This is a genomic window from Streptomyces tsukubensis (assembly GCF_003932715.1).
Lineage (GTDB): Bacteria > Actinomycetota > Actinomycetes > Streptomycetales > Streptomycetaceae > Streptomyces > Streptomyces tsukubensis.
The window spans coordinates 2,879,498-2,896,730 of the sequence record NZ_CP020700.1; the positions used below are offsets into that span (position 1 = coordinate 2,879,498).

Below are 17,233 nucleotides of genomic sequence, written 5' to 3' on the forward strand. Positions count from 1 at the left end.
CCCGTCCCGGGTCCCTCGGCGCACATGACACAGGGGACTCAGGGGTGGAACAGAATCACATACAGGGGAGGGGGGCTCGGGAGAACGGAGTCCGCCACCCCGGTGAAGCGGGCTGGGGCGAGGGGCCCCGCCACGGCACAGGGGGCCATGGCGAGGGGCCGTTCGCATCGACCGCGGCCATGCCGTCGGTCGGCGGCGGGGCGTACGGCAACGGGCACGGCGGAAACGGCAACGGACACGGCGGGGGCGGCGGTGAAGGGCCGGGGAACGGCGGCCGCTCCCACCGGCGCGGCGACGGCGGCCGCGGCGACGGCGCGGGAGAGGGCCGGCGGGCCGGCCGCTCGGCCCGGCGCAGCCGCCGCAAGCGGGCCCTCGTCTGGACCGCGGGCGTCCTCTCGTTCCTGATCCTCGGCACCGCGGGCGCGGGCTACCTCTACTACGAGCACCTCAACAGCAAGCTCAAAAAAGAGGACCTGAACCTCGGCAGCAAGGACATGGCCGACCACAAGCCCAACTCCGCGGGCCAGACTCCGGTGAACATCCTGCTCATCGGCTCGGACGCCCGGGACAACAAGGCGAACCAGAAGCTCGGCGGCGGCCGGGACACCTTCGGCGCCGACCCGCTCGCCGATGTGCAGATGCTGGTCCACATATCCGCCGACCGTTCGAACATATCGGTCCTCAGCATGCCGCGGGACACCATGCTGGAGATCCCGGAGTGCCGGGACAAGAAGAACGGCAAGGTCTATCCGGCGCTGAAGTTCGAGCAGACCAACGCATCGCTGGGGCGCGGTGGGCCGGGCTGCACGGTGGCCACCTGGTACAACCTGACCGGGATACCCATCGACCACTTTATGATGATCGACTTCGGCGGTGTGGTCTCCATGGCCGACGCGATCGGCGGGGTCCCCGTCTGTGTCCAGCAGAACATCCACTCCCGTACCCGCGACGGCAAGGGCTCCGGTCTCAAGCTGAAGAAGGGGACCACCTACGTCCAGGGCGAGCAGGCCCTGGAGTGGCTCCGGACGCGCTACGGCTTCGGCGACGGCACCGACCTCTACCGGGCCCAGGCGCAGCAGATGTACATGACCGCGATGGTGCGGGAGCTGCGGAAGAACACCAAGCTGACCGACCCCAACAAGCTCCGCAAGCTGGCCGAGGCCGCCATCGACTCCCTGACCGTCAGCGACACCATCAACTCGGTGAAGAAGCTGCTGGACATCGGGAACGACCTGAAGAAGGTCCCGGCGAGCCGGATCACGACCACGACGATGCCGAACGTCTACTCCACCCGGCGCCCGGGGAAGGTCGAGCCCATGGCGGGCGAGGCGGAGGACGTCTTCCGGATGATCCGGGAGGACATCCCGCTGGACGGGAAGGCTTCGTCGGCGACGAAGAAGAAGCCGAAGACGGAGACGACACCGGTGTCCGACGATCCGGCGGCGGCGCCCGGCGAGATCCGGGTCCGGGTGCAGAACGGTACGGACGGCGACGGGCTGGGCCCGGCGCCCGGCCGGGCCGGGGAGATCGCGGGTGCGCTCGGCGCGAAGGGCTTCACCCGGGCGACGACGACATCGGTGCGGAACCCGCAGGCGAAGACGGTGGTCCGGTACGGCGCCGACGATCTGGAGGGCGATGCCCAGGCGGTCGCCAAGTCGCTGGGGATCCCGCTGTCGGCGGTGAAGAAGGCCCCCGCGTCGGACGGTCTGGAGGGCATCACGCTGACGGTCGGCGCGGACTGGCGGCAGGGCCAGAGCTTCCCGAAGCCGAAGCCGAAGAGCAACAAGGTGCCGGCGTCGGCGAAGGCCATCAAGGGCGACGACGACAAGGCGTGCATGCCGGTGCAGCCCGGCTTCACCTGGTAGCGGGAGGCGTTCCCGGGGCGTGCGGGCCCCGGAGACCACCGCCCCCGGAGGCGCGAGGGGCGGGGGCGTGGCGTGCGTCCTCCGCGGCGTTACCGCGAACGGGGGACACGGAAGCGCGGCGGCCGTCCGGTGCGACCGGCCGCCGATCGTATCGGCATACGGTGTGCTGGATTCGCCCTGTCAGCCGCATCCGGGCGGTTCCGGACCGTGCGGTCCTCACCCGTCCGGGACCGTTCCCCGCAGTCCAGCAGTGCCGGAGGCCCCGCACCCCCTATAGTCACCGCGAGTAACCATACGTTCACGCTATTGCTCCGGTCGCACGGTGCCGGTGCCGCCGTCCGGGGCTCCCCCGTCCGGGCGCACCGCGGACCGTGCCCGCTCCGGGGCGGGTGAACCCGTCCGCCACCGACGCCCGCGGAGGTGTCCCCTCGTGCCCATGCCGCCCCGTTCCCCCCGTCCCCGCCCGCCGCACCCCGCCGGGCCCCGGGTCAGGACCGGGGCGAGACGCCCGGCGCCACCGCGGCGGCCGCGCTGGGGGCTGCGGGTGGCGACGGCGCTGTCGGTCCTCGTCCTGGGTGCCGGGGCGATCGGCCACGCCCTGATGACGGGAATCGACACCGGGATCGCCCGGGTGGATCCGTTCCGGGACATAAAGAACCGTCCGGAGGGCGGGCACGGCACCAATGTGCTGGTCGTCGGCACCGACGGCCGGGACCGGATCACCAAGGCGGAGAAGGCGAAGTACCGGCTGGGCGGGGCGCCCTGCCACTGCACGGACACGATCATGCTGGTGCACATCTCGCGGAACCGGGACCGGGCGAGCGTGGTAAGCCTGCCCCGGGACAGTCTCGCCCGGCTGCCCGCGCACACCGACCGGAACAGCGGCCGCCGCCACCGGCCGCATCCGGTGAAGCTGAACGCCGCCTACGCGGAGGGCGGTCCGGCGCTGACCGTCCGGGCCGTGGAGCAGCTGACCCGGGTGAAGGTCGACCACTATCTGGAGGTCGACTTCACCAGTTTCATGAAGACGGTCGACGCGGTCGGCGGGGTGGACATCTGCACGGCGAGCCCGATGAAGGACAAGTACACGGGCCTCGACCTGCCCGCCGGGAACCACCGGCTCGACGGCGGCGGGGCCCTGCAGTACGTCCGTTCCCGCCATGTCGACGGGGCGAGCGACCTGGGCCGGATGCGGCGGCAGCAGCGGTTCGTGGCCGCACTGATCAAAGAGGTCGGCGGGACCGGGATCATGCTCAATCCGGTGCGGTTCCGGCAGGTGGCGTCGGTGATGCTGGGCTCGGTGCGGGCGGACCGCGACTTCGGTACGGACGAGCTGCTGGCCCTGGGCCGGGCGATGCGCGGTTTCTCGGCGGCGTCGTCGGAGTTCACCTCCGTACCGGTCGCGTCGACGGGGCAGGTGCCGGGCGCCGGGTCGGTGGTGCACTGGGACCGGCCGAAGGCGGAGCGGCTCTTCCGGCTGATCCGGGAGGACCGGCCGCTGGCGGTCGGGCGGACCGGGGGCGGTCGGAAGCTCGTGGAGGTGTCGCCGCAGCAGATCCGGGTGCAGGTCTACAACGGCACCCGGACGGGCGGTCTGGGCAGCCGGGTGGACGCGGCGCTGCGCGGTACGGGCTTCGACACCACCCGGGCGCCGCGCAACGCGGGCGGCCCGGTGGCGGCCCGTACCTTCGTCTCGTACGACCCCCGCTGGGACCGTTCCGCGAAGGCGCTGGCCACGGCGCTCAAGGGGTGCGAGACCCGGCCGGTGAAGGGGCTCGGGCGGACGCTGCGGGTGACCGCGGGGACGGACTGGTCGGGGGTGGTGCCGGTACGGGCGGAGAGCACGAACCTCGGGGAGTTCGGGGCGGTGCGGGGCGACGAGGTGGTCTGCCCCTGAGCACGGGCCGGGGGCGCCCCCGGCCCGTCCGCCCGGTTCAGTCGGCCATACCGTCGGCGGCGCGCTGTTCCCGCAGCTCCCTGATCGCCCGGCGGCGGGCGAGCCGGTGCGTACGGCGGATCTGGGCCTCCTGGTAGCGGCGCCGGTCGCGTTCGGTCTCGGGGACCACCTGCGGTACGGGCCGCGGCTTGCCGTCCGCGTCGACGGCGGCGAAGACGAGATAGGCGGAGCCGACCTGCTGGGCGGGCGTGGACTCGTTCCAGCGTTCGGCGAGGACCCGGACGCCGACCTCCATGGAGGACCGTCCGGTCCAGTTCACTTGAGCCTTCACATGGACCAGGTCTCCGACCCTGACCGGCTCCAGGAAGACCATCTCGTCCATGGAGGCGGTCACCGCGGGCCCGCCCGAGTGGCGGCCCGCCACCGCGCCCGCGGCATCGTCGACCAGCTTCATGATCACCCCGCCGTGGACGGTGCCGAGGAGGTTGGTGTCGTTGCCGGTCATGATGTGGCTGAGGGTGGTGCGGGAGGCGGAGGTCGGCTTGGCCGGGATCTCCGGCGCCGCCGCGTCCGCCCCGGGCGCGTGCTGCGCGGCCGGGGCGGCCTCCGGGTGCTGGGCCTGGTTTGTCATGTCTTCCACCCTAAGCGGGCCCGGCTCGTACACCTGTCGACGACGGTCGGCGCACGGCTCACGGGCGGTCTGCGTACGGCTTACGGGCAGTCTGCGCGGGGGCTGCGGGTGCTCGCCGCGGGTGCTCTTCGGACATCCGGCGACGAATGCCACAGCTCTGCTACGGGCCCGCCCCGAAACCGCACCCGGCCTGTCGGAGGGCCGATGTGACCCGGCACACTGATCACATGAACGATTGGCCCGACGGGTACGGACACGGACGCGGCAGCCAGGGCTCGGAGCCCGAGGGCGCACGCGTGATGCGCCATGTGCAGCGACCGGTACCGCCGCAGCAGTCGCCGGGGCACGACGACCACCAGGGTCAGGCCCCGTACGACAGCGGATACAACACGGGCCAGGTCTACGGCAGCCAGTCCGGGCGCGGCCGGCTGCCGCGGCAGGGCGGCGCGCCGGGCCAGGGCGGCCAGGACCACGGCCAGGGGCAGCCCTACGGCCAGGGGCAGGATCAGGGTTACGGGCAGGGCGGGCAGGGGCCCGGCCAGGGCCCGTACGGCGCACCGCCGGCCGGGCCCCCCGGCTCCCGGACCGACCGGCAGCCGCCGGACTGGCGCCGCCGGATCAAGATCGGTTCGCTGGTGCTGGTGGGCACGCTGCTCGTGGTCTCCGTCGGCACCTACTTCTGGGCCGACGGCAAGGTGAAGCGCGAGGTCGACCTCTCCAAGGTGATCGAACGCCCCGGCGAGGGCGACTGCACGACGTACCTCATCGTCGGCTCCGACAGCCGCGAGGGCATGACCGCGGAGGAGAAGAAGAAGCTCAGAACCGGTTCGGCCGAGGGCAAGCGCACGGACTCGATGATGATCCTCGCCGACTGCTCCAGCGGTCCGGTGATGGTGTCGCTGCCGCGCGACTCGGACGTGGAGATCCCGTCCTTCAAGGGGTCGGAGTCCGGGAAGCTCTTCCCGGCCAGGGGGCAGCGGGTCAAGCTGAACGCCGCGTACGCGATGGACGGCCCGGAACTGCTGGTGCGGACCGTGGAGCACAACACCGGGCTGCGGATCGACCACTACGCGGAGATCGGCTTCGCGGGCTTCGCGAACGTCGTGGACGCGATCGGCGGGGTCGAGATGGACATCCCGAAGGCGTTCAAGGACAAGAAGTCGGGCGCCGACTTCCAGGCGGGCAAGCAGACCCTCGACGGGGAGCAGGCGCTCGCCTTCGTCCGTACCCGGTACGCCTTCGCCGGGTCGGATCTGGACCGGACGAAGAATCAGCAGAAGTTCCTGGCGGCGCTGGCCAACCAGACGGCCACCATGGGCACGATCCTGAACCCCTTCAAGCTCTACCCGACGATGGGCGCGGGCCTGGACACGGTGATCGTGGACAAGGACATGTCCCTGTGGGACCTGGGCCAGATGTTCTTCGCCATGAAGGGCGTCACCGGCGGCGACGGCACCTCGATGAACATTCCCCTCTCGGGCACCCGGGGCGGGAACCTGACCTGGGACAAGGCGAAGGTCAAGCAGCTGGTGGAGCAGATTCGCAAGGACCAGAAGATCACCGTCACGGGGCAGTGACGGGCAGCCTCCGGCCGGGGAGTCCGTAACGGCCGGGGAGTCCGTAGAGTGGGGGAGAACGGAAGTTCTCTCCCACTTTTTTGTGGGCCTCGATACGGTTCGGAGGGACAGCGCGGTGGACGCCCGGACGGCGGAGCGGCAGGTGGTCGAGGCGGCGCTGGCCCTCTTCGGGGAGCGCGGCATCCAGACGGTCGGCATGGATGCGATCCGGACCGCGTCGGGCGTCTCGCTCAAACGCCTCTACCAGCTCTTCCCCTCGAAGGACGCCCTGGTGGAGGCGGTGCTGCGGCGCCGTGACGAGGAGGTAAGGGCGGGGATCGCGGCGCATGCGGCGGCGGCGGGCGCGGTGTCCGCCCACGACCGGGCGCTGGACGTCTTCGACTATCTGGCGGACTGGTTCGCCGAGCCCGGTTTCCGCGGCTGTTCGTTCATCAACGCGCACGGGGAGCTGGGCGGCGTCTCGGCGGGCGTCACCGCGCTGGCCCGGGCCCACAAGGCCGCGCTGCGGGCCCATTTCGGGGAGCTGGTCACCGCACTCGACGGGCCTCCGCTGCTCGCGGCGCAACTGGCGATCCTGGCGGACGGGGCGATGGCGACAGCCGGAATCAGCGGCACCCCGGAGGCGGCGGGCCAGGCCAAGGAGGCGGCCCGGGTCCTGCTGGCGGCGGGGGCGCCGGAGTAGGGGGCCGGGGGGTTACGGCGGGCCGGAGCCGTGCAGCCAGAACGCCCCGTAGACCGCGGCCGCCGCCGACAGCAGTCCGGTCACCGCCCACACCACCGGCGCCTTCGTCCGGGCCAGGGCGACGGCGGCGGGGATCAGGAGCGGGAAGGCGGGCATCAGAAGCCGCGGCTTGGAGCCGAAGTAGCCCGAGGAGCAGAGGGCGAGCACCATGACGATGCCGCTGTAGACCAGGAGGGGCAGCGGCTGGCCCTGCCGGATGCCCCGGGTGTACAGCCAGAGCAGGGCGATCACTCCGGCGGCGAGCGCGAGGCCCGCGGGCGGGGTGCTCGTGATCAGCCCGCCGATGAAACGGGCGAAGGCCAGCCCGCCGTCGAAGCCGTTCCCCCAGGCCCCCTGGACGTCGAGATAGCCGAAGAGCGGGCTGCCCTTGCGGATCCCTACCCAGAGCACGTACCCGGCGGCGCCCAGCGGGGCGAGCAGCACCCCGGCGAGGATTCGCAGCCGTTCGGACCCGGTGTTCTTGTTGCCGGAGCCGCTGCTGTTTGCGGTGCTGCTGTCGGTGCCGCTGTTGTTCCGGAGTGCGAGGTAGGCGCCCGCCCAGACCGCGGCGGCCACCGCCAGCCCCACCGGCCGGGTCAGCCCGGCGAGCGCCGCGAGCAGCCCGGCGGCCGGCCAGTGCCCCCGTACCACCGCATACAGCGACCAGGCCGCCAGAGCCGTGAACAGTGATTCGCTGTACGCCATCGACTGGACGATCCCGACCGGCAGCGCGCCCCACAGCACCACCGTGAGCACCCCGGCCCGCGGTCCGTAGAGGTGGTCCACCAGCCGGAAGATGCCCCAGGCGGCGGCGAGGGAGGCGACGGCGCTGACGGCGAGCCCGGCGTCGGCGGGCCCGAGGGGGGTGACCGCCGACAGCCCCTCCTCCAGCCACGGCAGCAGCGGGAAGAAGGCGGTGTTGGACAGCACCCGGCCGTCGGGCGCGGTGAGGGTGAATCCGTAGCCGTGCTCGACGACCCGTACGTACCAGAGGGAGTCCCACCGCTCGGCGAGCAGCCGGTGCGCGCTGCGGTCGGCGAGCTCCGCCCAGAGGAACAGCACGGCGAGGCCGAGCGCCTTGATCGCGGCGTAGGCGGCGAGGGCCGCGAGTGCGGCCCGGCCCGGGGCCGGCTGCACAGGCACGGCGGTGCGGGCCGCGTCCCTGGGGGTGAGGAGCACGCCTGGTCCAAGCGGGTCGGGGGCGGGGACGTGACCAGTATCCGCGACGGTGCCGTGCGGGGGGCGAGGGGGCGGGGCCGGTCCCTGCGAGGTGCGGTTCGTCTTCCGGCCGCGGGCCGTCCCTGGCTGGTCGCGCAGTTCCTCGCGCCCCCAACCCCCTCTCTCCCCGGCCCCCTGTCATGCGCCAGGGCCTTGGGGTCGCTACGGGAGGTTTCGGGCCATGACGATGCGCTGGACCTGGTTCGTGCCCTCGTAGATCTGGGTGATCTTGGCGTCGCGCATCATCCGCTCCAGCGGATAGTCGCGGGTGTAGCCGTAGCCGCCGAGGAGCTGGACCGCGTCCGTGGTGACCTCCATCGCGACGTCGGAGGCGAAGCACTTCGCCGCGGCGCCGAAGAAGGTGAGGGCCTCTCCCGTGGCCCCGGCGGAGACGCGCTCGGACCTGGCGGCGGCGGCGTAGGTGAGCTGGCGGGCCGCCTCCAGCTTCATGGCCATATCGGCCAGCATGAACTGCACGCCCTGGAAGTCCCCGACCGGCTTGCCGAACTGCTTGCGCTCGCGGACGTAGCCCTTGGCGTAGTCGAGGGCGCCCTGGGCGACGCCGATGGCCTGCGCGGCGATGGTGATACGGGTGTGGTCCAGGGTCTTCATCGCGGTCGCGAACCCGGTGCCCTCCTCACCGATCATGCGGTCGGCGGGGATGCGGACGTTGTCGAGGTAGACCTCGCGGGTCGGGGAGCCCTTGATGCCGAGCTTCTTCTCCGGGGCGCCGAAGGAGACGCCCTCGTCGGACTTCTCGACGACGAAGGCGGAGATGCCCTTCGACCGCTTCTCCGGGTCGGTGACGGCCATGACCGTGTAGTACTCGGAGACGCCCGCGTTGGTGATCCAGCGCTTGACGCCGTTGAGGACCCAGTGGTCGCCGTCGCGGACCGCGCGGGTCTTCATCCCGGCCGCGTCGGAGCCCGCGTCCGGCTCCGAGAGGGCGTACGAGAACATCGCGTCGCCCTTGGCCAGCGGGCCGAGGTACTTGGCCTTCAGCTCCTCCGAGCCGGAGAGGATCACCGGGAGGGAGCCGAGCTTGTTGACCGCCGGGATCAGGGAGGAGGAGACACAGACCCGGGCGACCTCCTCGATCACGATGACCGTGGCGAGGGCGTCGGCGCCCGCGCCGCCATAGCTCTCGGGGACGTGGACGGCGTGCAGATCGTTGGCGACCAGCGCGTCGAGGGCCTCCTGGGGGAAGCGGGACCGCTCGTCGACGTCGGCGGCGAACGGAGCGATCTTCGCCTCGGCGAGGGAGCGGACAGCGTCACGGAGCATGTCGTGCTCCTCGGACGGGCGGTACAGGTCGAAATCAGCCGATCCGGCCACGTTCTCTCACTCCCCAAGGACGTTCACTACCGTTAAGTAACTCATGGTAGGACTGCGGCCCCTTCCGGCATAGGTGACCTGCGCGACAGGCGGCAGGCACCGGGGCGGTACACGCGGTTATGCTCGGGCCGTCCCGCCGGGTTGGTAATTGGAGTACGCATGGCCCTCAAGATCACCGTGATCGGCACCGGCTACCTCGGCGCCACGCACGCCGCGGCCATGGCCGAGCTCGGTTTCGAGGTCCTCGGGCTCGATATCGTCCCCGAGAAGATCGCGATGCTTTCCGCGGGCCGGGTGCCGATGTACGAACCCGGGCTGGAGGAGCTGCTGGGCCGGCATGTCGCGGGGCTCGAAGGGTCCAGCGGGCGGCTGCGCTTCACCACCTCCTGGGAGGAGGTGGGTGCCTTCGGCGATATCCACTTCGTCTGTGTGAACACTCCGCAGAAGCACGGCGAGTACGCCTGCGACATGAGCTTCGTGGACGCCGCGTTCTCCTCCCTCGCCCCTCATCTGACCGGCCCGGCGCTGGTCGTCGGCAAGTCGACCGTGCCGGTCGGCAGCGCCGCCCGGCTCGCGGGACTGCTGCGGGAGCTGGCGCCCGGCGAGGTGGAGCTGGCCTGGAATCCGGAGTTCCTGCGGGAGGGCTTCGCCGTCGCGGACACCCTCCACCCCGACCGGATCGTGGTGGGCGTCGAGAGCGAGCGGGCCGAGAGGCTGCTGCGGGAGGTGTACGCAGGACCGGTCGCGGAGGGTTCGCCCTTCGTCGTCACCGACTTCCCGACCGCCGAGCTGGTGAAGACCGCCGCGAACTCCTTCCTGTCGACCAAGATCTCCTTCATCAACGCGATGGCCGAGATCTGCGAGGCCGCGGGCGGCGACGTCGTGAAGCTCGCGGAGGCGATCGGGCACGACGACCGGATCGGGAAGAAGTTCCTGCGCGCCGGGATCGGCTTCGGCGGCGGCTGTCTGCCCAAGGACATCCGCGCCTTCATGGCCCGCGCGGGCGAACTCGGCGCCGACCAGGCCCTCACCTTCCTGCGCGAGGTCGACTCCATCAACATGCGCCGCCGCACCCATATGGTCGAGCTGGCCCGGGAGGCGGTCGGCGGCTCCTTCCTCGGCAAGCGGGTCGCGGTCCTCGGCGCCGCCTTCAAGCCGGACTCGGACGACGTCCGGGACTCCCCCGCGCTCAATGTCGCGGGCCAGATCCACCTCCAGGGCGGCCAGGTCACGGTCTACGACCCCAAGGGGATGGCGAACGCGCGGGTGCTGTTCCCGACGCTCGGGTACGCGGACTCCGCCGAGGCCGCGGCCCGCGGCGCCGACGTGGTCCTCCACCTCACGGAGTGGGCCGAGTTCCGCGAGCTGGACCCGGCGGAGCTGGGCGAGGTCGTGGCCGACCGGATCATCCTCGACGGCCGCAACGCGCTGGACGGGGCGGCCTGGCGCAAGGCCGGCTGGACGTACCGGGCGATGGGCCGCCCGACCGCGTAACCGCGGGCCCTGAGGGGGCACGAATCTTCCGGGCGCCCGCCCGGCATCCCGCCGCCTTCGCGGGGCGCCGACGGCCCGGCCGGCCTGCGGGCCCGGGCGCCACCGCGCCCGGGCGGGCCCGGTGTCAGGCTCCCGGTCGGGCCGCGGCCCTGGCGCGGTACGCGCGCATCTTCGCGCGGGCGCCGCAGACCGCCATCGAACACCAGCGGCCGCGGGCCGCGGGGCTGCGGTCGTAGTAGGCCCAGCGGCAGGTCGCGGACTCGCAGCACTTCAGACGCTGCCAGGTGCCGGCGATCAGGGAACCGGCGATCGCCCGGGCCACCCTGCGGGTCAGGGCGGGGGCCGGGGACGGTACGGGCGCCAGCGCCGCAGCGCCGTCGCCGGTGACCGTGACCGCGAGCGGCGCGGCGGCGAGCAGCACGCCCAGTTCCGAGGGGGGCGGGTCGCCGGGGACGGTATGGCCCGCGTGGGCCGTCAGGGCGGAGCGGAGTGCCTCGCGCAGGGCGCGGGCGGCGGGAACGTCCCCGGGGGCCAGCTCGAAGCGTGCGCGCCCTTCCGGGGTGTCCAGGGCGTCCGTCCCGGCTTCGAAATCGACGGTGTTGACCAGCGCTTCGATCAGCGCGAGACCGCCGGGCGCGGGTTCCCTCTCGTTCATGGTTGCGACGTTACCCCCAGAGGGGGACCATGAGGTAACCGTTACCCTCAGACCCGGTTCAGCAGTAACGCACCGGGCTCCGCCGGAGGAGAGTCATGAGCATCGCCACCGTCCATATGATCACCGTCGACTGTTCCGACCCGGCCGCTCTCGGCCGCTTCTACCAGGCCGTTCTCGGCGGTGAGCTGAAGGTGGAGGACGACGATTGGGCGGTGCTGCGGCCCGCCGGAGCGGGCCCGTCGCTGGGCTTCCAGACCGTGCCCGGCTACGTACCCCCGTCCTGGCCCGGTACGCCCGCGGAGACGCATCTCGACCTCCATGTCGACGATCCCGAGGCGGCGGAGAAGGCGGTCCTGGCCCTGGGCGCGACCTTGCTGGAGGCCCGCCCGGAGAACCGCTGGCGGGTGTACGCCGATCCGGCCGGGCACGCCTTCTGCCTCGGCTTCTGAGAGCCGCCGGAGACGGCAGCGACTGCAGCGACGGCGGAGGGCGCGCGGTCGTCGGACCGCGCGCCCTCTTCCGTACCCTCCGCGAACGGAGCCGTCAGCCGTCCAGTGCGGTGATCGTCGCGTTCGACGGGCCGCGGCGGGACTGCTCCTCCCGGGCCACGGCCTCCGCGTCCCGGAGCACCCGTACCGCATTGCCCCAGGTCAGCTTGGCGATCTCGGCCTCGGACCAGCTCCGGCGGAGCAGTTCGGCGATCAGGTTGGGATAGCCGGAGACATCGTCGAGCCCGGCCGGGGTGAACGCCGTGCCGTCGTAGTCGCCGCCGATGCCGATGTGGTCGACGCCCGCCGTCTCGCGCATATGGTCGAGATGGTCGGCGACCGTGGCCGCGGTGGCGACCGGGCGCGGGTGCGCCTCCTCGAAGGCGGCGTGGAGCTTCATCGCCGCGGGAGTGGTGTCGAGGTGGTGGAGGCCGTGGGCGCGGAGGTTCTCGTCGGCCGCGGCGGTCCAGTCGACGGCCGCCTGGAGCACGAACTTGGGGACGAAGGTCACCATCGCGACGCCCCCGTTGGCGGGGAGCCGTTCCAGGACGTCGTCGGGGACGTTGCGCGGATGGTCGCAGACGGCACGGGCGGAGGAGTGGGAGAAGACGACGGGAGCGGTCGTGGTGTCCAGGGCCGCCCGCATGGTCGCCGGGGCGACATGGGAGAGGTCGACCAGCATCCCGCAGCGGTTCATCTCCCGGACGACCTCACGGCCGAAGGCGGTGAGACCCCCGTGGGCCGGGGTGTCGGTCGCCGAGTCCGCCCAGTCGTTGTTGTCGTTGTGGGTGAGGGTCATATAGCGCACGCCGAGGGCGTGGAGCGCGCGCAGGCCGGCGAGGGAGTTGTTGATGGAGTGGCCGCCCTCGGCGCCCATCAGGGAGGCGATCCGGCCCTCGGCCCGGGCCTTCTCGACCTCGTCGGCGGTGGCCGCGGGCGCCAGATCGGCCGGATAGCGGTCGAGGAGCTGCCGTACGGCGTCGATCTGCTCCAGGGTCGCGCTCACCGCGTTGTCGCCGGTCAGCGACGAGGGGACATAGACCGACCAGAACTGCGCGCCCACCCCGCCGGACCGCAGCCGGGGGATGTCGGTGTGCAGGACGCCGGTGCGGTCGGTGTCGATGCCGAGCCGGTCGAGGTCGTAGCGGACCTGCTCACGCAGGGCCCAGGGGAGGTCGTTGTGGCCGTCGACGACGGGATGGGCGGCGAGGATCGCCCGCGCCCGGGCCGACTGCTCGTCGGTGGGGGAATCAGGTTCCATGGCCGATCACTTCCCCGCGGGACTACTTGCCGAAGCCGAAGGCGCCACTGCCCTCGGCCTTGGCGCGCAGCCGCTTGCCCTTCTCGGTGGCCTGGTGGTTCAGCTCGGTCTGGAAGTCGCGCATCCGGCCGAGCAGTTCGGGGTCCTGGGTGCCGAGGATCCGGGCGGCGAGCAGTCCGGCGTTGCGGGCACCGGCGACCGAGACGGTGGCGACGGGGACACCCGCGGGCATCTGGACGATGGAGAGCAGGGAGTCCATCCCGTCGAGGTACTTCAGCGGTACGGGCACGCCGATGACCGGGAGGGGGGTGACGGAGGCGAGCATGCCGGGCAGATGGGCGGCGCCCCCGGCCCCCGCGATGATCACCTTCAGGCCGCGGGTGTCGGCGCGCTCGCCGTACGCGATCATCTCGTGCGGCATCCGGTGCGCGGAGACCACGTCGACCTCGTACGGAACCTCGAACTCGGTCAGGACCTGGGCCGCGGCCTCCATGACCGGCCAGTCGGAGTCGGAGCCCATCACGATGCCAACCAGCGGGGTGGTGCTGCTCATTCGGTGATCGTTCCTCTGAGGTAGTCGGCCGCGTGGCGGGCGCGCTCGCGGACGTCCGCGAGATCGTCACCGTAGGTGTTGACGTGCCCCACCTTCCGGCCGGGCTTGACGTCCTTGCCGTACATGTGGATCTTGAGCTGCGGATCGCGGGCCATGCAGTGCAGATACGCCTGGTACATGTCCGGGTAGTCGCCGCCCAGCACATTGCACATCACGGTCCACCGGGCGCGGGGGCGGGGGTCGCCCAGCGGCAGGTCGAGCACGGCCCGGACATGGTTGGCGAACTGGGACGTGACCGCGCCGTCCTGGGTCCAGTGGCCGGAGTTGTGGGGCCGCATGGCCAGCTCGTTGACGAGGACCCGGCCGTCGGCGGTTTCGAACAGCTCGACCGCGAGATGGCCGACGACGCCGAGTTCGGCGGCGATCCGCAGGGCGAGCTGCTGGGCCTCGCCCGCGAGGGTCTCATCGAGGCCGGGCGCGGGCGCGACGACCGTATCGCAGACGCCGTCGACCTGGGTGGACTCCACGACGGGGTACGCGACGGCCTGGCCGTGCGGGGAGCGCACCACGTTCGCCGCCAGCTCGCGGACGAAGTCGACCTTCTCCTCCGCGAGTACGGGGACCCCGGCGGCGAACGGCGCGGCCGCGTCCGCCTCCGAGCGGACCACCCAGACGCCCTTGCCGTCGTAGCCGCCGCGGACGGTCTTGAGGATCACGGGGTAGCCGTCGCCCTCGGCCGCGAAGGCCGTCACATCCGCCGGGTCGGCGACGATGCGGTTACGGGGACAGGGCACGCCCAGTTCACCGAGGCGGGCCCGCATCACGCCCTTGTCCTGGGCGTGGACGAGCGCGTCGGGTCCTGGGCGGACGGGGATGCCGTCCGCCTCCAGGGCGCGCAGATGCTCGACCGGGACGTGCTCGTGATCGAAGGTGATCACGTCGCAGCCGCGGGCGAACGCGCGGAGGGTGGCGAGATCGCGATAGTCGCCTATCACGACATCACCGACCACCTGTGCCGCGGAATCCTGCGGAGTGTCACTGAGGAGCTTGAAACGGATACCGAGGGGGATGCCCGCCTCGTGGGTCATACGGGCGAGCTGACCGCCGCCGACCATGCCGACTACCGGGAACGTCACCCTCACAGGGTATCGGGGGCGGGCGGCGGCGGAACCAGGGTGTACGGAGGGTGACATCCGCTTTGATCGCCGTTGATCGTTTTGCGGCTTGTTTCCACCGCTCGGCAACCTCTTCTGTATCTTCTTGCCCACGGGTCGGGTCCATCGACGGCGATGTCCCCGGGCATGCGGCACGACCGCTGGTTAGCATGATTGAAATGACGCTGTCAACGAGACGGGACTGAGCTCTCACTATGGGTGAACGCGGCGGAGCGTTGCGTGGGCAGCTGCACCAACTGGTGCGCGAGGTCGCCAAATTCGGGGCGGTCGGGGGCCTCGGGGTCCTGGTCAACCTCGCGGTCTTCAACCTCGTCAGGCAGACCACCGAGATCCCGGTGGTGCGGGCGTCGATCATCGCCACGGTGGTCGCGATCGCCTTCAACTACGTGGGCTTCCGCTACTTCACGTACCGGGACCGCGACAAGACCGGGCGCACCCGGGAGCTCTCCCTCTTCCTGCTGTTCAGCGTGATCGGTCTGGTCATCGAGAACGGCATCCTCTACGCGGCGACGTACGGCTTCGACTGGGACGGGCCGCTGCAGAGCAACTTCTTCAAGTTCTTCGGCATCGGGGTCGCGACGATGTTCCGCTTCTGGTCGTACCGGACGTGGGTCTTCCGGCACCAGCCGGAGCCGGTCGCGGTGGCGGAAGCCGCGGCGGAGGCGCCGGCGGGTGCGGAGACGGTACTGGCGCCGCCTCCGGGTGTACGGTCCGCCGCGCCGGGGCGGTCCTCGGCGGACCGGCTGGCGCCGCGGCGCTGACGAGCGCGGTTCGGTGGCGGCGGGGGCCGGGGGCGGCTCAGCGGACCGTGGGGGGCTCGTCCTCCTGCTTGCGCGCCACCCGGCTCAGGAAGAGCGCGAAGACCGGCGGATGCTGCTGGAGCAGCTCCAGCCGGCCGCCGTCCGCCTCCGCGAGGTCCCGGGCCACGGCCAGGCCGATGCCCGTCGAGTTCCGGCCGCTGATCGTCCGCTCGAAGATCCGCGCGCCCAGGTCGGCGGGCACCCCGGGGCCTTCGTCGGTCACTTCGATCACGGCCTGGTTCCCGACCACGCGGGTACGGATCGCGACCGTACCGCCACCGTGCATCAGTGAGTTCTCGATGAGTGCCGCGAGCACCTGCGCGACCGCGCCCGGCGTACCGACCGCGCGCATGCCCGTGCGGCCGGAGCGGACCACGGCGCGGCCCGCACTGCGGTAGGCGGGGCGCCACTCTTCGATCTGCTGTTTGACGACCTCGTCGAGGTCGAAGGCGAGCGCGGAGCCCTCCCGTGGATCCCGCGCATTGGTCAGCAGCCGCTCCACGACGTCCGTCAGCCGCTCCACCTGCGTCAGCGCGATGCTCGCCTCCTCCTTCACGGTGTCCGGGTCGTCGGTCGCGGAGATCTCCTCCAGCCGCATCGACAGCGCGGTCAGGGGGGTGCGGAGCTGATGGGAGGCGTCCGCGGCGAGACGGCGCTCGGCGGTCAGCATCCGGGCGATCCGCTCGGCACTGGAGTCCAGCACATCGGCCACCCGGTCCAGCTCGGGAACGCCGTACCGCCGGTGGCGGGGGCGGGGGTCACCGGAGCCGAGCCGTTCGGCGGTCTCCGCGAGATCCGTCAGCGGGGAGGCGAGCCGGTCCGCCTGGCGTACGGCGAGCACCACGGCGGCGACCACGGCGAGCATCGCAACGGCGCCGGTGATCAGGAGGGTACGGCCGACCTCCTCGTAGACCGCGGAGTACGGCTCCTCGACGGTGACGGTCTGGCCGTGCTCGCCCGACACCTCGGCGCGGATGACCCGGCCGGACGGCTTCTTGCCCACGGCGAAGGGGGCCTGGCCGGAGAGCTCGATGACCGCGTACCGCTCGATACGGCTCTGCTCCTCGACGATCTCGGGCGTGATCGTCTGCTCCTCGATGATCTTGCTGTCGAGGAAGCTGACGAGCTGGACCGCTTCGGCTTCGACGGACTGCTCGGCGGTGGAGGTGATGGTGCGGGTCTCGACGAGGACGAGGGAGACGCCGAAGACGGCGATGACGACGAGGACGACGGCGAGGGTCGAGTTGATCAGTCGTCGACGCACGGTGCCCTCCGGGCGGGTCGTGGTTTCAAGGGCCGGGCCCCCGAGACCCTATCCCTCCGGGGGTGGGGGTGGGGCTTGCTTGTGGGGGTGCGCCGAACCCCACGAGGGGGCGTTGCCTGCCGGGGCGCGGGCGCCTGGTCGGCGGGAGGCGTCCGGCCGGGGTCTGTCGATCGCCGGCTGACCGCCGCGGGGTGCCGGCGCACCTGGGCCGGCGGCGTGGGGCGGCGAGCGCCCGGCCGCGAGCGGTCCGCTGCCGACCGCCGAGCCGCCGGTGGGTTGCTCGCGCAGTTCCTCGCGCC

General features: G+C 71.9%; 15 protein-coding genes. 7 read left to right on the forward strand and 8 right to left on the reverse strand.

The window, feature by feature from the left end:
• Nucleotides 1-179 precede the first annotated feature (179 nt).
• Nucleotides 180-1,865 carry an LCP family protein gene (locus tag B7R87_RS11010; protein WP_130585033.1) on the forward strand — a complete coding sequence of 562 codons (1,686 nt, stop codon included), beginning with the start codon at nt 180-182 and terminating at the stop codon, nt 1,863-1,865.
• 430 nt (nt 1,866-2,295) lie between these two features.
• Nucleotides 2,296-3,762, forward strand: a complete 1,467-nt coding sequence (locus B7R87_RS11015) for an LCP family protein (protein ID WP_455432614.1) — start codon at nt 2,296-2,298, stop codon at nt 3,760-3,762.
• Nucleotides 3,763-3,799: 37 nt separating this feature from the next.
• Here the strand turns inward: B7R87_RS11015 and B7R87_RS11020 are convergent, their stop codons facing one another.
• A complete protein-coding gene (locus tag B7R87_RS11020) occupies nt 3,800-4,393 on the reverse strand; it encodes an acyl-CoA thioesterase (protein ID WP_006348959.1) in 594 nt (197 codons plus the stop codon).
• Between the two features lie 227 nt (nt 4,394-4,620).
• On the opposite strand from B7R87_RS11020, the gene B7R87_RS11025 reads away from it, so the two are divergent.
• Complete coding sequence (locus B7R87_RS11025; RefSeq protein WP_130585034.1) at nt 4,621-5,970, forward strand: LCP family protein; 1,350 nt, start codon at nt 4,621-4,623, stop codon at nt 5,968-5,970.
• A 115-nt stretch (nt 5,971-6,085) separates the two neighbouring features.
• On the forward strand, nt 6,086-6,652 hold the full coding sequence (locus tag B7R87_RS11030; protein WP_006348956.1) for a TetR/AcrR family transcriptional regulator: 567 nt from the start codon (nt 6,086-6,088) through the stop codon (nt 6,650-6,652).
• Between the two features lie 12 nt (nt 6,653-6,664).
• Here the strand turns inward: B7R87_RS11030 and B7R87_RS11035 are convergent, their stop codons facing one another.
• A complete protein-coding gene (locus B7R87_RS11035) occupies nt 6,665-7,870 on the reverse strand; it encodes a glycosyltransferase family 39 protein (RefSeq protein ID WP_391116447.1) in 1,206 nt (401 codons plus the stop codon).
• A gap of 201 nt (nt 7,871-8,071) precedes the next feature.
• On the reverse strand, nt 8,072-9,244 hold the full coding sequence (locus B7R87_RS11040) for an acyl-CoA dehydrogenase family protein (protein WP_006348953.1): 1,173 nt from the start codon (nt 9,242-9,244) through the stop codon (nt 8,072-8,074).
• 159 nt (nt 9,245-9,403) lie between these two features.
• Here B7R87_RS11040 and B7R87_RS11045 point away from each other — a divergent pair, with 159 nt between their 5' ends.
• A complete protein-coding gene (locus B7R87_RS11045; RefSeq protein WP_006348952.1) occupies nt 9,404-10,738 on the forward strand; it encodes a UDP-glucose dehydrogenase family protein in 1,335 nt (444 codons plus the stop codon).
• A 124-nt stretch (nt 10,739-10,862) separates the two neighbouring features.
• Here B7R87_RS11045 and B7R87_RS11050 read toward each other — a convergent pair whose 3' ends face one another.
• On the reverse strand, nt 10,863-11,393 hold the full coding sequence (locus tag B7R87_RS11050) for a CGNR zinc finger domain-containing protein (RefSeq protein ID WP_130585036.1): 531 nt from the start codon (nt 11,391-11,393) through the stop codon (nt 10,863-10,865).
• Nucleotides 11,394-11,488: 95 nt separating this feature from the next.
• Between B7R87_RS11050 and B7R87_RS11055 the strand changes: the two genes are divergently transcribed.
• The gene (locus B7R87_RS11055; protein WP_006348950.1) at nt 11,489-11,842 is read left to right on the forward strand and encodes a VOC family protein; all 354 of its coding nucleotides are present in this window, start codon (nt 11,489-11,491) and stop codon (nt 11,840-11,842) included.
• 94 nt (nt 11,843-11,936) lie between these two features.
• Here B7R87_RS11055 and B7R87_RS11060 read toward each other — a convergent pair whose 3' ends face one another.
• The 3 genes from B7R87_RS11060 to B7R87_RS11070 are packed head-to-tail and all read right to left on the reverse strand — an operon-like array spanning nt 11,937 to nt 14,831.
• Complete coding sequence (locus B7R87_RS11060; protein WP_006348949.1) at nt 11,937-13,142, reverse strand: dipeptidase; 1,206 nt, start codon at nt 13,140-13,142, stop codon at nt 11,937-11,939.
• A gap of 22 nt (nt 13,143-13,164) precedes the next feature.
• Nucleotides 13,165-13,695 carry a 5-(carboxyamino)imidazole ribonucleotide mutase gene (gene purE, locus B7R87_RS11065; RefSeq protein WP_006348948.1) on the reverse strand — a complete coding sequence of 177 codons (531 nt, stop codon included), beginning with the start codon at nt 13,693-13,695 and terminating at the stop codon, nt 13,165-13,167.
• Nucleotides 13,692-14,831, reverse strand: a complete 1,140-nt coding sequence (locus tag B7R87_RS11070) for a 5-(carboxyamino)imidazole ribonucleotide synthase (protein WP_100249197.1) — start codon at nt 14,829-14,831, stop codon at nt 13,692-13,694. Before B7R87_RS11070 ends, purE begins: the two co-directional genes overlap by 4 nt.
• A gap of 233 nt (nt 14,832-15,064) precedes the next feature.
• On the opposite strand from B7R87_RS11070, the gene B7R87_RS11075 reads away from it, so the two are divergent.
• Complete coding sequence (locus tag B7R87_RS11075; RefSeq protein WP_006348946.1) at nt 15,065-15,631, forward strand: GtrA family protein; 567 nt, start codon at nt 15,065-15,067, stop codon at nt 15,629-15,631.
• A 37-nt stretch (nt 15,632-15,668) separates the two neighbouring features.
• Here B7R87_RS11075 and B7R87_RS11080 read toward each other — a convergent pair whose 3' ends face one another.
• The gene (locus B7R87_RS11080; protein WP_006348945.1) at nt 15,669-16,934 is read right to left on the reverse strand and encodes an ATP-binding protein; all 1,266 of its coding nucleotides are present in this window, start codon (nt 16,932-16,934) and stop codon (nt 15,669-15,671) included.
• Nucleotides 16,935-17,233: the final 299 nt, after the last annotated feature.

Bases quoted from the DNA above. Each gene is read 5' to 3' on its own strand.
- B7R87_RS11010 (WP_130585033.1), top strand. From the start codon at position 180: ATGCCGTCGGTCGGCGGCGGGGCGTACGGCAACGGGCACGGCGGAAAC.
- B7R87_RS11020 (WP_006348959.1), bottom strand. From the start codon at position 4,393: ATGACAAACCAGGCCCAGCACCCGGAGGCCGCCCCGGCCGCGCAGCAC.
- B7R87_RS11025 (WP_130585034.1), top strand. From the start codon at position 4,621: ATGAACGATTGGCCCGACGGGTACGGACACGGACGCGGCAGCCAGGGC.
- B7R87_RS11045 (WP_006348952.1), top strand. From the start codon at position 9,404: ATGGCCCTCAAGATCACCGTGATCGGCACCGGCTACCTCGGCGCCACG.
- B7R87_RS11050 (WP_130585036.1), bottom strand. From the start codon at position 11,393: ATGAACGAGAGGGAACCCGCGCCCGGCGGTCTCGCGCTGATCGAAGCG.
- B7R87_RS11055 (WP_006348950.1), top strand. From the start codon at position 11,489: ATGAGCATCGCCACCGTCCATATGATCACCGTCGACTGTTCCGACCCG.
- B7R87_RS11060 (WP_006348949.1), bottom strand. From the start codon at position 13,142: ATGGAACCTGATTCCCCCACCGACGAGCAGTCGGCCCGGGCGCGGGCG.
- purE (WP_006348948.1), bottom strand. From the start codon at position 13,695: ATGAGCAGCACCACCCCGCTGGTTGGCATCGTGATGGGCTCCGACTCC.
- B7R87_RS11075 (WP_006348946.1), top strand. From the start codon at position 15,065: ATGGGTGAACGCGGCGGAGCGTTGCGTGGGCAGCTGCACCAACTGGTG.